The sequence below is a fragment of the uncultured Pontibacter sp. genome, from assembly GCF_947495565.1.
Classification (GTDB): Bacteria; Bacteroidota; Bacteroidia; order Cytophagales; family Hymenobacteraceae; genus Pontibacter.
In genome coordinates, this window is the sequence record NZ_CANLZM010000002.1 from 262,203 (window position 1) to 274,450 (window position 12,248).

The 12,248-nt window shown below is 48.7% G+C and carries 13 protein-coding genes and 1 riboswitch; of the genes, 8 read left to right on the forward strand and 5 right to left on the reverse strand.

Annotated features, from left to right (window positions below; genetic code table 11):
- Nucleotides 1-32: 32 nt before the first annotated feature.
- Nucleotides 33-130: riboswitch (TPP riboswitch) on the reverse strand.
- A 228-nt stretch (nt 131-358) separates the two neighbouring features.
- Complete coding sequence (locus tag Q1B04_RS03405; RefSeq protein ID WP_299755542.1) at nt 359-607, forward strand: hypothetical protein; 249 nt, start codon at nt 359-361, stop codon at nt 605-607.
- 138 nt (nt 608-745) lie between these two features.
- Here the strand turns inward: Q1B04_RS03405 and Q1B04_RS03410 are convergent, their stop codons facing one another.
- From Q1B04_RS03410 to Q1B04_RS03420, 3 genes are read right to left on the reverse strand one after another with little or no spacing between them, the layout of a single operon-like run.
- Nucleotides 746-1,387: a hypothetical protein gene (locus Q1B04_RS03410; protein WP_299755545.1), complete on the reverse strand. Its 642-nt coding sequence runs from the start codon at nt 1,385-1,387 to the stop codon at nt 746-748.
- 19 nt (nt 1,388-1,406) lie between these two features.
- Nucleotides 1,407-2,282, reverse strand: coding sequence for an aldose 1-epimerase family protein (locus Q1B04_RS03415; RefSeq protein ID WP_299755547.1), 876 nt, complete (start codon nt 2,280-2,282; stop codon nt 1,407-1,409).
- Between the two features lie 10 nt (nt 2,283-2,292).
- On the reverse strand, nt 2,293-2,850 hold the full coding sequence (locus Q1B04_RS03420) for an ATP-binding protein (protein ID WP_299755550.1): 558 nt from the start codon (nt 2,848-2,850) through the stop codon (nt 2,293-2,295).
- A 378-nt stretch (nt 2,851-3,228) separates the two neighbouring features.
- Between Q1B04_RS03420 and Q1B04_RS03425 the strand changes: the two genes are divergently transcribed.
- On the forward strand, nt 3,229-3,465 hold the full coding sequence (locus Q1B04_RS03425; RefSeq protein WP_299755552.1) for a hypothetical protein: 237 nt from the start codon (nt 3,229-3,231) through the stop codon (nt 3,463-3,465).
- A 109-nt stretch (nt 3,466-3,574) separates the two neighbouring features.
- Here the strand turns inward: Q1B04_RS03425 and Q1B04_RS03430 are convergent, their stop codons facing one another.
- Entirely contained in the window at nt 3,575-3,751 is a 177-nt protein-coding gene (locus Q1B04_RS03430; protein WP_299755555.1) for a hypothetical protein, read from the reverse strand.
- A gap of 120 nt (nt 3,752-3,871) precedes the next feature.
- A complete protein-coding gene (gene pnuC / locus Q1B04_RS03435) occupies nt 3,872-4,489 on the reverse strand; it encodes a nicotinamide riboside transporter PnuC (protein ID WP_299755557.1) in 618 nt (205 codons plus the stop codon).
- A 42-nt stretch (nt 4,490-4,531) separates the two neighbouring features.
- Here pnuC and Q1B04_RS03440 point away from each other — a divergent pair, with 42 nt between their 5' ends.
- From Q1B04_RS03440 to Q1B04_RS03465, 6 genes are all read left to right on the forward strand, one after another.
- The gene (locus tag Q1B04_RS03440; RefSeq protein ID WP_299755559.1) at nt 4,532-4,924 is read left to right on the forward strand and encodes a rhodanese-like domain-containing protein; all 393 of its coding nucleotides are present in this window, start codon (nt 4,532-4,534) and stop codon (nt 4,922-4,924) included.
- A gap of 235 nt (nt 4,925-5,159) precedes the next feature.
- Nucleotides 5,160-6,629: an IMP dehydrogenase gene (guaB, locus tag Q1B04_RS03445; RefSeq protein WP_299755562.1), complete on the forward strand. Its 1,470-nt coding sequence runs from the start codon at nt 5,160-5,162 to the stop codon at nt 6,627-6,629.
- Nucleotides 6,630-8,078: 1,449 nt separating this feature from the next.
- Nucleotides 8,079-9,014, forward strand: coding sequence for a PP2C family protein-serine/threonine phosphatase (locus Q1B04_RS03450; protein WP_299756192.1), 936 nt, complete (start codon nt 8,079-8,081; stop codon nt 9,012-9,014).
- A 20-nt stretch (nt 9,015-9,034) separates the two neighbouring features.
- Nucleotides 9,035-9,373 (forward strand): STAS domain-containing protein, encoded by a 339-nt coding sequence (locus tag Q1B04_RS03455; RefSeq protein WP_299755564.1) that lies wholly within the window; start codon nt 9,035-9,037, stop codon nt 9,371-9,373.
- Complete coding sequence (locus Q1B04_RS03460) at nt 9,366-9,776, forward strand: ATP-binding protein (protein ID WP_299755566.1); 411 nt, start codon at nt 9,366-9,368, stop codon at nt 9,774-9,776. The genes Q1B04_RS03455 and Q1B04_RS03460 overlap by 8 nt, the downstream gene beginning before the upstream one ends.
- Nucleotides 9,777-9,944: 168 nt before the next feature.
- Nucleotides 9,945-12,245 (forward strand): peptidylprolyl isomerase, encoded by a 2,301-nt coding sequence (locus Q1B04_RS03465; RefSeq protein ID WP_299755567.1) that lies wholly within the window; start codon nt 9,945-9,947, stop codon nt 12,243-12,245.
- Nucleotides 12,246-12,248 lie beyond the last annotated feature (3 nt).

A 12,248-nucleotide genomic window follows, 5' to 3' on the forward strand; every position in this document is an offset into this window, starting at 1 on the left:
TACAGACATGCCAGGGGCCGGCAGCCTGCTACAATTGTTTCCCGTACCTCTCCCTTCGCCGGCATTACCCGGATCAGGTTCAATGGGTATGATCTCAGCCCGTATTGTTGGGGCACCCCTAAGTGTCGGCAAAGGTAGCCGTCTTTATCTTCTAAACCAAAACCACAAATTATTTATACTTCAGCAAACCATAACACAAGCTTTATTTTGCCTGCTAAATTTTGCCTCTGACAGATAACCACTTAAGCCTAAAGTACGTTGTAAAGCATAAGAAGGCACTATAGTTTTTACCCCGAATAAGTAAGCTTTTTGCCGTGCAGCGAGACCAGCAGAAGTTGAAAAATTAAAGAGAACCGTGATGATGATCAGCATATTGTACACAGTAGCACTGTTAACCATACTGGCATACTATGCCTTTGCCCCACGCACCAGATTTAACCGCCCCCCATCCACCGACAACGACGACGACGGAGGCGAGCCACTAGGTGACGACCTGCCAGACCTGGACCTGCCGCCCGGCATCTCCTTGCCTGTAAGCGATTTTGAACCAAAGTATGATATCCGGAAAATTAAAGTTCCAAAATTTCCGGAGCCATCCCTGCACTAAAAATAACCGCTTAAAAGCGAAAAGCCCCAGCATGTTCGGCAACATACTGGGGCTTTTCGCTTTTATCGGACTATCGTTACTCGTGCAGCCGAAACCCGCAGCGTAGCAAGGGTTAAGGCTGCACTTTGTTGCCAGAAGTTATTCTCTTTTTAGTTGATTCTCAAATAAACTGACAATAGCGACGTAGTCTTTCAATTCCTGTACATTGTCGTAAAAGTCAGAATAGGTTTTGGGGTTATGGAATCTGAAAATTCGGAATGTATCTCCAATCTTGAATTCCACAGTATAGCTTTCCCCGTCTGATACTATTATCTTCTGCTCTGCTCTTCCCCTTACAGTATCAGCATACTTCTTCATCTTGGGCTCAAGCTCTGCTTGGTTGGGCAAATAGGCCAAGTTGTGTTTTAGAAGCAATCGCATTAATGACCTTAGCTGACTTTGCTCAGCTTTAAGCTTATACTTTTTTATTTTTATTGGTTTATTCTGTTCTGCATACTCTACTGCTGTCCATTCAGAGTCTTTAACAGCAACTATTTTCAGACTTCTTGTCCCGCTTAATTCATTCAGCTTATAAAAACGGACTTCAGTAGCAATTGCAGTTTTATCAATTGGTGTTAGCCCCGCTTTTTTCTCAAAATCGGTGTTAAGAGACAAGTTGATGCTGTCAGACTGTATGTTGTCTGCTTTTGAGAGTTGTATATCTGATAATTGCCTTCGCTGTGCATACCCATTCATGCAGTAAATAAGAGCAAAGATTATTATCAGTCTATACTTTTTCATTGATTACAATTACTGGCAACTAAAGTATTGTTATTGTATAAGTGCGCGCAAAAGTCTGCTCCGGTGCCAGCTGGTTTATGCCTTCTTTCTCTGTAAGATCACCGCTCTCGCCTACTCTGCCAGCTATGCCGCACCATGGCTCTATGCACACATAACGCGGATGCTCCGGCTTCCCCCAAATACCCAGGTACGAGAAGCCCTCAAACTCCACTTCTACCCGCCGCGCATTCTTCGGGCTGCCCAGCACTACCCGCTCCGACTGCACATCCTTAAACACCAGCGCGTCTTTGTAGAAATAGCTATGGTTTAAAGGCAGCTTGCTTTCCTGCTCCAGCACCTGCTCCGTTTCTCCGTTTTGCAAACCATCGTTACTCAGCAGGTGGCGGTGCAGCGTTTCCTCTTTCTCAAACTCAATAAAGTAATCCTCATACTTCTCGCCGGGGTAAAATGGCACATTAAAACCTGGGTGGCCCCCGATGGAGAAGTATAGCGCCTGATCGTCGGTGTTGGTTACATGGTAGGTCACGGATAGCTTGTTCCACTCTAAAGTATAAGCTATCAGCAACCTAAAATTAAACGGGTACTGCTGCAGCGTCTCCTCATCCTCGGTCAGCAGGAAAACCAGCTTGTCGTGGTGCTCCTCTACCAGTTCAAACTCTTTGCGCCGTGCAAACCCGTGGCGTTTCATATCATACTTTTGGCCCTCAAAAGTATACTGCTGCTCCGGCAGCTCCCCCACAACCGGGAAGAGGTTGGGCGCATGGCCTGTCCATACCTCAGGGTCAGCTTGCCAGATAAACTCCAGGTTTTCGTCTTTCTTAATGAAGTGGTGCAGCTCGGCACCCAGCGTATTGATGCCCGCTTTGTAGTTATCGTTCTCGAGGAAGTATAGCATGTTCGGTAGTTTAAAATTGATGTTTCTGCAGGAGCGCCTCCACGTGCTGTTGGGCTAGCTGCAGGAGCGCCTCCACGTGCTGTTGGGCTAGCTGCAGGCGCTCTTGCTGCTGTCCGCTTATCTCTATGAAGGGCACCTGCAACGCCTCCAGCTCCCGCTTATACCACTCGTAGAAGAACTGCCGCAGGTGCGGGTGCTCCCGCTGCGGATCCGGCTCCCAGGGCAAATCAACGCCCATCAACAGGCAAAGGTTGTACTTTTGCTGCTCCAGCTGCTCTTGTATCCAGGTGGGGCAGTGGCCAAAAGCGTGCTCACTCCAGATTTTAAGCACCAGCATGTCGGTATCAACGAAAAGGAGCCGGTTCGCCTTCTGCTGCTGCTCCCGCTCCAGTGCCAACTGCCCGCGGGCAATGGCTTCAATATCTTTTAAAGTATAGGGCCTGCCCAGGTTGACCACGTAGCTGCGGGCGTACTCCGGCACCCAAACAGTTTGGTACTGCGCTGCCAGTTGCGCTGCCAGCGTAGACTTACCCGTAGACTCCGGTCCGGTGATGGCTATTTTTATCATATACGCGTTCTTGCTCTTGCGGCAGCCAAAGTTAAGTATACTTCCGTAAGTATTTGGCCTCGCTTTTGCTTCTTGTTTTAGAGTATAAATCTATGTTAATTAGTAACGTTTGTGTATTAATCTTGGGAGGCCCGCAGTTTTTCTAGAGACAGGTGATGGTAAGCAGTAATAGAAGCACAGCCCAGACTCCCCCCTTTCCCCCTTTACAATGAGAAAAGAACTGCGCAACAGTAACGATGACCTATATTTCACGGTTGAAGCAGATAAACGAGCGGCTGGATCAGAGGCTGCTGGTACGGCACACCAACTATAGAGCAAATTAAGTCGGCCAGCCTGCTTTATGTGGATTATCTGCAACGCACGCCTCATCACAAAATCATGAATGACATTAGGTACTACGTAGGGTCTTTTCTGGATGCCAACGAGTGGCTGGAGCGAGTTTGCCTGCCTCCCGCTCAGCAAGCCGGGCTTACCTGCATTGCCAACCTGGTGCCCGAGGAGTTGGAGGACAGACTATCAGTGGAGGACCTTTGCAAACGCGCTAAAAATCAATTTAGAGCTTGTATTTTCACGGATGAGGAAGAGGCAGCAGCCTGGCTAAAAGAATGCCGTTAAGCGTTTTACGAACAAGTCAAGTTACTGATGATCAATCATGGTACAGGTCAAAAGCACAGGGGCGGCCATAAATGGCCGCCCCTGTGCTTTTGACCTTCTTGCAGAAGGTTTAGTTATCAGAGAAGCTATAGTCATAGAAATTGTATACCTCCACAACCTTCGGCTTCACATCACCTATTTGTCTCAAAAAAACAAACTTAGGGCGCTCGTCCGGAGACTCGTATCCCCATTTCATCCGATTTTCGAACTTCAGTTCATCGGGCAATTCCAGTTTACGTTGTTTCATGGTGCTGCAGCGTTAGTGGTTTAACAAACTACGCCCGTAGGGGGTCGCAGCAAAGGCCAGTAAGTACTTTTACGGTGTACCCCCACTAATATAATTAGACTACTGCAGGATAAAGTATAACTATGCAACAACCTTTTGCTGTTGTTGAACCAGTTCCTTGTTCCAGTTGCGGTAACCTTGCACGCATAGCGCCAGAAACACAATATACAGAAAACTAGTGAGGTACAGCTCCTTATACGTATAAACACCTACGTATACCACATCAACCACCAGCCACACTATCCAATTCTCCAGCTGCTTTTTAGCCATCATCCAATACCCGATCAGGCTTACGGCAGTGGTAGCTGAGTCGGTGTAAGAGAGGTCGGCGTTGGTGTAGTTGTCCAGAAAATAGCCCAGCCCCAGCGTAAACAGCGCGCCAAATAATGCTAGCACAGAGAACTCTTTTATAGTTGTGTGGCCTACTTTTCGCTCAGAGTGATTTTTTCCGCCATAAAGCCACAGATACCACCCGTACAGGCTCGTGAAAAAGTAGAATACATTCAGGCCCATGTCAGCGTACAGGCGAGCATCGTAAAAAACCAGCACATACATGCCCACACTCACTAAGCTTGCAGGCCAAGTCCAGACGCTTGGCTTAGCGGCCAGCCATACTCCTAAAATGCCAAACAGCACCCCCAAAACCTCCACTGGGCTCATAGCCTGCAGGGCTTCTACTATACTTTGCCAGATTTCCATTGGCGCAATTTACATCCCAAAGGTGCACTTGTAAACAAAAGCTTGCTTAATTTTGAAGCCCCGGCGCAACCTACCGCAGACTGTGCCGCTAAAACTATACCTGATTTACTGAAGACGATGGATGAGATTACGGTACAAGAGCTAAAAAGCAGACTTGCCCACAGCAGCAACATACAGCTACTTGATGTGCGCGAGCCGGAGGAGTTTGAGATCTGCAACCTCGGCGGCGAGCTTATTCCGCTTGGCGAGCTGCCAAAACAGTCAGGGCGCATACGCCGTGATATACCCGTAGTTGTTATCTGCCACCATGGTTTCCGCAGTGCCCAGGCGATCAATTACCTTACACAGCGCCTCGGCTTCGAAAATCTTCTTAACCTGAAGGGAGGAATTCATGCATGGGCCACACAGATAGACTCAACTATGGCAACTTATTAAGTAGGTTTATACTTCTGGCAGCTTATTTATACTTTGGCCATTAGCTCTGCTGTTGTGGCCACTGCAATCTGGCAGCCTGTTTTCTGCACTGCAGGAGAATGCAATTAGCCTCTTTTAGGCAAGAGTAAACCACTCTATACAGTTGCTTGCAAAAAATTACCGCTGCACTTTCATAAATATCTCCTTAAGTTTCTGTAACTTTACGCGGCAAATAATAACCCCTAATTTATTTGCCATGCTCTCCGATCAGTCAAAGATTTTATTCGAGGCGCTCACTTACGATGACGTGCTTCTTCTCCCGGCTTACTCCGAGGTACTTCCACACCAAACAGATACTTCCTCACAGCTTACACGCAACATCCGCATTAATGTACCGCTTATTTCGTCGGCCATGGATACGGTTACTGAGGCGGATTTGGCTATTGCTATGGCGCAAGAAGGAGGCATCGGCATTATCCATAAAAACATGTCGATAAAGAAGCAGGCGGGGCAGGTACGCAAAGTCAAGCGCTCCGAAAGCGGCATGATCCTGGATCCGATCACCCTAAATGAGAAAGCCACGCTTGGCGATGCCGTACAGATTATGACCGAAAACAAGATCGGCGGTATACCTATTGTGAACGATGAAGGCAAGCTGACCGGCATTATTACGAACCGCGACCTTCGCTTTGAAAAAGACCTGACGCAGGGCGTATCTTCTGTGATGACGACGCAAAACCTGATAACGGCTGCCAAAGGCACGGACATGGCCAAGGCTGAGGACATCCTGCAGGAGTATAAAATTGAGAAGTTACCTGTAGTGGACGATGAAGGCAGGTTAGTAGGCCTGATTACTTATAAAGACATCCTGAAGAAGAAGGACCGCCCTTTTGCCTGCAAAGACGAATTTGGCCGCTTGCGCGTAGGTGCTGCCGTAGGCGTAACCCCTGATGTGCTGGACCGTGTGAAGGCGCTGGTAGATGCTGGCGTAGACGTGATAAGCGTAGACACGGCGCATGGCCATTCTAAAGGTGTGCTGGAGGCAGTAAGGCGCATCAAAACCGAATTCCCTAATGTAGAGCTGATTGCCGGCAACGTAGCCACTGCCGATGGCGCAAAGGCGCTGGCCGATGCCGGAGCCGATGCCGTTAAAGTGGGCGTAGGCCCTGGCAGTATCTGTACCACCCGCGTAATTGCAGGCATAGGCATGCCTCAGCTTTCTGCAGTAATGGAGGCAGTTAAGGGTCTTGAGGGCACAGGTGTTCCGGTGATTGCAGACGGCGGCATTAAGTTTTCCGGTGATATAGTGAAAGCACTGGCTGGCGGGGCAAGCACTGCCATGGTCGGCTCTTTGCTGGCTGGCACAGAGGAGGCTCCGGGCGAAATGATTATTTACGAAGGACGCAAGTATAAAACCTACCGTGGCATGGGCTCTGTAGAGGCTATGGAAGAAGGCTCTAAAGACCGGTATTTCCAAGGCAACGAGAAAGATGCTAAGAAGCTGGTGCCAGAGGGTATTGTAGGGCGCGTAGCTTACAAAGGACTTGTTAACGAAGTAATTTACCAGCTGGTAGGCGGCATAAGAGCAGGAATGGGCTACTGTGGTGCCGCAGGCATAGAAGACCTGCAGCGCGCCAGAATGGTAAAAATAACAGGCGCAGGCCTCCGCGAAAGCCACCCGCATGATGTACAGATCATGCGTGAGGCTCCTAACTACAGCCGCTAAACTATACTTTATACCATAGCCATACTTGTTGGCTGCGGCTCAGAATAAAGAACAGCAGCCGGTGGATATCCGCCGGCTGCTGTTCTTTTTATAGAAGAATTTCTATAAATCTATACTTTAGGCAGGCTTCCTGCTTTACAAATGCTAACCTACGCCGCCCTAATTACGTTATGCAAGTTGATTTTCTTATTCAGGACACAACACCTTAGCCGAAAAGCAGATTTTTTTCTTACCTTTCATGTTAGAAGCAGGCCAGGGAACACCATATACGATAACGGCTAACTCAAAAACGGATTTCCGTTTTATGCTATACAAAAACAACGCTAAAACCTTATTGGCAACCTCCGCGGTCGTAAGCTGGCTTTTACTGCTGGTTTATGTGCTGTTTATGTGCTGTTCACAGCCGAAAGCACGCTGGCAGGGACCAGTGCGCCTGGTTTCGCGTTTTCGTTTCTCAATAACCTGCTCATTGTAGTATTTATTGTATCGGTGTTTCTGTTCCAAAGGCTGCACACCGAGGCGCTGAAGGGCACGGATTTCATCGGCTACCTCTGGAACCTGTTCTCTAAGGCGGGCGTGGCGGCTTACCTAAGCGTGGCGCTGTACTTGGTGTACAGAGTTTACACCAACTACACAGATGAACAGTCTACGCTTTTGCTGCACCTGGTATACCAGGTAAACTTTGGCTTACTCATCCTGTTTCTGGCGAAAGCCTTTTACATCTGGCGCCAACTGCTGCTCTATCATAAAAATAAATTCCTGCAGATTGCCTGGGACTGGTTTGAGCTGTTGCTGGGCGCCACGCTGCTGCTCACTATCTTCAACTTTGATTATACCAGTTACGTTTTTCTGCCCCTGATTGCCCTGATGGGTTTTTACATACTCTTCCTGTGCACAAACATGAAGTGGGTGGCATACTTAACCTTTAATAACAAGAGCCGCTCATTGGTGCTTTTGGGGGCTATACTACTCAGCTGCTATATTTTTGCCCGCTTTTTCCTGAACACTGCTGACAGCCCTGAACTTGTTACAGACTATACAGATGTGGGTTTCCTGCTGCTGGCTATGTCGTTTGTTAGCATGTATTCGCTGGCGGCTTTCCTGGTATCGCTGTTTAGTTTGCCTACTTCCAGCGTGTTTGAGCAGAAGAGTGAGGATTTGCTGAACTTCCAGCGACTGAGCCTTTCTATACAGCAAGGGCAAAGCGAAGCGCAGGTGTATGATATGCTGGTAGAAAGCACTATCAAAGCATCGGATGCCAGTGCTGCCTGGTTCGAGATCATTCGCAATGGTGAGCCGCAGGTTACGCACCTGCTCAACATCCAGGAGCCCCAGATCGAAAGTATAAGGCACCTGCTGCAGGAGTACAATATCCATCATATGGATTACATCAACAACAACCTGAGCCGCAACCCAGGCTTCCGGAACCTGGCGCTTCCCTGGAAATCCATGGCCATACTTCCCATAAAATCCTCTAAGCATCTATCGGGTGTGTTATACCTGATAAAAGATGTGGAGGGAGGTTTTGACCAGGAAACGGTAAACGTACTGCGCACCTTCACCAGCCAGACCACCCTTACCATAGAAAACCTGCGCCTAGTAAACGAGTCGCTGCAGAACGAGCGTTATAAGGAGGAACTGAAGATTGCCACGCAGGTACAGGAGAGCCTGATCCCAAAAACATTCCCAACTGACAGCTGGTTTGAGATTAGCACGCATTCGGTAGCAGCCAAAGAAGTGGGAGGCGATTTCTATGACTTCCTGCAGCTGAGCGAGTCCCGTATTGCCATCATCATTGGCGACGTTTCGGGCAAGGGTATTTCTGCGGCCTTCCATATGGCACAGATGAAAGGCATCTTTCACGGGTTGATGCAGCAAGACATGGCTCCTAGCGAGTTTATGAAGCAGGCCAACAACGCCTTAAGCCGATGCCTGGAGCGAACATCCTTCATCACTTCTGCGCTATATATAATCGATTATCGTATGAAAGGCTTTATGTTTGCACGCGCAGGCCATTGCCATACGTTATACTATAACTCCATGATGGATAATGTGTTCTACTTCCAAACAGATGGTTTGGGCCTGGGCATTATCCGGGATAAAAAGAACTACGCCAGCCACATTCGGGAGATGTACTACGATTATAATCCCGGCGATGTGATGGTTATTTACACCGATGGCATTGTGGAGGCTAGGAGCCCGAAGAACGAAGAGTATGGTGAAGACAGGCTACTATACATGCTGGAGCAAACATACCACCTGGAGGCTGATGACATAAAGTATGCTATTATAAACGATCTGAACGATTTTACCGGCCCTGGCAACCTCTACGATGATCAAACGCTGCTGGTGATAAAGTTCAGGCCTACTCAACCTAACATATGATTAACCCGTAAAGTATGCCGATGAAAATTACACAAGAAATTAAAGACAACACCGTCATCATGACCCTGGACGGTGAACTGGATGCGAGTTCCTCAGTTATACTGGATGAAGAGCTATCGGACCCTGAGATTATGAGATACAATAAGATTCTGGTAGATTGCCAGGAGCTTAACTATATTTCTTCGGCAGGCCTTGGAGTATTTATTTCGCACCTGCAGCGATTTGAAGACGCCCAGATCAAGCTTATCTTCTACAACATGCAGGATAAGGTACGCAACGTGTTCGAGATACTTGGCTTGGACCTTCTAATGACCATTGTATCCGATTACGAGGAAGCAAGAAGCATTGCAAATGAATAATTCCATTCGGGTAAATTGCACTAAAAAAAACCTGAAGCTGATACGGGACTTCGTGACGGAGTATCTGGAGGCGCTAGCGCTTTCGGATATCCTCATGAACCAGATCGTGTTGGCAGTGGATGAGATATGCGCTAACCTGATTATACACGCTAACCACGAAGACCCCACAAAGTACCTAACCCTAAAGGTAACCACCCAGAAGGATCTTGCAAAGTTTGAAATTGCCGACCAGGGCGCGGCCTTCGAGAGAAGCAATTACAAAGAGCCCAACATACAGGAGCACATCCGAATGGGCAAAAAAGGCGGCGTAGGCATTGCGCTGGTCAACCGCATTATGGATAAAGTTGAGTTCAGCACAGACGGTTCCCAAAACATCTGCGTGCTTTACAAAAAAATCAAATAAAGCCTCTTACATACTTTAGCTGCCCTTTCTTCCGTTATCCGGGAACAAATGACCGTGCAATTGTATTATGGTTATAGTTTTTGATTTATCTGTCAGAAATTTTAGCTAAAATTGCATACCCTGGTCCCCTGATCAGCGAAAAAGATAATCTTGATTTTAAATCAACCTATGCGCAGCAATCACCTATTGGTTGCGGTAGCCGCTCTGGCCATTGCCGGCTGCACCGCTTCTAAGAAGAACGACAGTAAAGAATCCGCAATCGCTACGCTTGGCTCCCAGCCTATCTCCACTTCCGAGTTCCGCTATGTGTATGAAAAGAACAACGGCGGAAACGAAGATGCTTATACCCGCGAGAGCGTAAGCGATTACCTAAACCTGTACACAAACTTTAAGCTAAAGGTAATGGAAGCCGAAAAACGCGGTCTGGACACTACAATGGCTTTTAAGCGTGAGCTGGAAGGGTACAAAGAGCAACTGGCACAGCCTTACCTTACTGAGAAAAGCGTAACAGATAACTTGGTAAAAGAGGCTTACGAGCGCCTGAAGCAGGAGGTAAACGCCTCGCACATACTTGTTGCTTTAGCCCCGGAAGCAGCTCCGGAGGATACGCTTGCCGCTTACAACCGTGTGATGGAACTGCGCAAGCGCGTACAGAACGGCGAGGACTTCGGCAGTCTGGCACAGCAGTATTCGCAAGACCCATCGGCAGCTGACAACAAAGGCGAGTTAGGCTATTTTACAGCTTTGCAGATGGTATACCCGTTTGAGGATGCCGCCTACAAAACTGCCGAAGGAGAAGTATCAATGCCTGTGCGCACCCGATTTGGCTATCACCTGATAAAGGTAAACGATAAGCGGGAAGCCCGCGGCGAGGCTAAAGTGGCGCATATTATGGTTCGCTCCATGCCCAACGCCCCTGCCGCAGACTCCTTGGCTGCCAAACAGCGTGTAGATGCCATTTACCGCCGTTTACAGAAAGGCGAAAAATGGAATAAGCTGGCTGCCGAGTTTTCTGAAGACGCCAACACGGCCAGCAACGGAGGCGAGTTGCCATGGTTTGGGACAGGCCGCATGATCCCTTCTTTTGAGGAGGCCGCCTTTGGTCTGCAGAAGCCTGAGGAGGTGTCTAAACCAGTTTATACGCCATACGGCTGGCATATTATTAAGATGATTGAGAAGCGCAACCTGCCGCCTTACGAGGAGATGGAGCAGCACCTTCGCAACAAAATAGCCAAAGACTCTCGCTCAGAACTCAATAAAACCGCTTTCCTGAAGCGCATTAAGCAGGAGAATAATTTTACAGAGAACGCTGAGGCAAAGACAGCCGCCCTGGCCAATGCCAATGACGAACTGCTGCACGGCAGCTGGTCTTACGATGAGAGCGACAAGGCGCTGAAGCAGACGCTATTCTCCATCCAAGGCAAGAACTATACTATCGGCGACTTTTATACTTATGTTAAAGAGCAGCAGCGTGCACGCGCCAACGGTACCGCCGCTCACGCCATGGGCCTGCTTTATGACAGTTTTTCGGAGAAGAGCCTGCTGGAGTACGAGCGCGAGAACCTCGAAAACAAGCATACCGATTATAGAATGCTGGTGAAAGAATACCATGATGGTATCCTGCTGTTTCAGTTGATGGATGAAAAGGTATGGAGCAAAGCCATTGAGGACACCGTAGGCCTGCGAACTTATTTTGACCAGAACAGAGAGAAGTATAAATGGGGCGAGCGTGCCGATGCCATTGTAATCAGCGCAGCCAGTAAAGAGCTACTGCAGCAGGCACAGAACCAGTTAGAAAAGCGCCGTTACCCGGTCTCTTTTGCCAAACTGAGCGACGTGCTTTTTGAGCAGAACAAGGCTGAGCTGAGCACCGAAGGCAAATCCAAATTACAGGAGCTGGCGCAGATGCTGCAGCAGAACGAAACCCTGACGCTGGAGATTAACGGCCACACCGATGCCCGGGAGAACGCTAAGATAGCAGAGGCTCGTGCCGAAGCCATCAAAGTATACTTGCAGGAGCAGGGCGCACCAACAGCGCAGCTAACCACCAGCAGCCTGGGCAAAAGCAAGCAGGCAGGCCCTGACAATACCGAAACAGGCCGCCGCCGTAACCGCCGCGCATCATTTGCACTCTATACTTCGGAGCTGGCTGCGCTGGCAGAAAATCTGAACAAGAACAACCCGCTGGCTGTGCAGGTTACGGAGAAGAAGTTCCAGCGCGGCGACAACAAAGCTTTGGATGCAGTAGAGTGGCAGAAAGGCACCTATACCGCACAGCAGAACGGCCGTGAGTATCTTATCATTATAAAGGATGTGCTGGAGCCGGCTTATAAAGAGCTTAGCGAGGTGCGCGGCCCTGTTATTTCTGATTACCAGACATACTTGGAAGAGCAGTGGGTGCAGGAGCTTCGCAACAGATATCCGGTTGAAGTGAAGGAAGGCGAGGTAGAAAAGCTGGTGCGCAAGTAGGCC

Coding starts and splice junctions, on each gene's coding strand:
- Q1B04_RS03405 (WP_299755542.1), top strand. CDS start 359: ATGATGATCAGCATATTGTACACAGTAGCACTGTTAACCATACTGGCA.
- Q1B04_RS03410 (WP_299755545.1), bottom strand. CDS start 1,387: ATGAAAAAGTATAGACTGATAATAATCTTTGCTCTTATTTACTGCATG.
- Q1B04_RS03415 (WP_299755547.1), bottom strand. CDS start 2,282: ATGCTATACTTCCTCGAGAACGATAACTACAAAGCGGGCATCAATACG.
- Q1B04_RS03420 (WP_299755550.1), bottom strand. CDS start 2,850: ATGATAAAAATAGCCATCACCGGACCGGAGTCTACGGGTAAGTCTACG.
- Q1B04_RS03425 (WP_299755552.1), top strand. CDS start 3,229: ATGAATGACATTAGGTACTACGTAGGGTCTTTTCTGGATGCCAACGAG.
- Q1B04_RS03430 (WP_299755555.1), bottom strand. CDS start 3,751: ATGAAACAACGTAAACTGGAATTGCCCGATGAACTGAAGTTCGAAAAT.
- pnuC (WP_299755557.1), bottom strand. CDS start 4,489: ATGGAAATCTGGCAAAGTATAGTAGAAGCCCTGCAGGCTATGAGCCCA.
- guaB (WP_299755562.1), top strand. CDS start 5,160: ATGCTCTCCGATCAGTCAAAGATTTTATTCGAGGCGCTCACTTACGAT.
- Q1B04_RS03450 (WP_299756192.1), top strand. CDS start 8,079: ATGGCCATACTTCCCATAAAATCCTCTAAGCATCTATCGGGTGTGTTA.
- Q1B04_RS03455 (WP_299755564.1), top strand. CDS start 9,035: ATGAAAATTACACAAGAAATTAAAGACAACACCGTCATCATGACCCTG.
- Q1B04_RS03460 (WP_299755566.1), top strand. CDS start 9,366: ATGAATAATTCCATTCGGGTAAATTGCACTAAAAAAAACCTGAAGCTG.
- Q1B04_RS03465 (WP_299755567.1), top strand. CDS start 9,945: ATGCGCAGCAATCACCTATTGGTTGCGGTAGCCGCTCTGGCCATTGCC.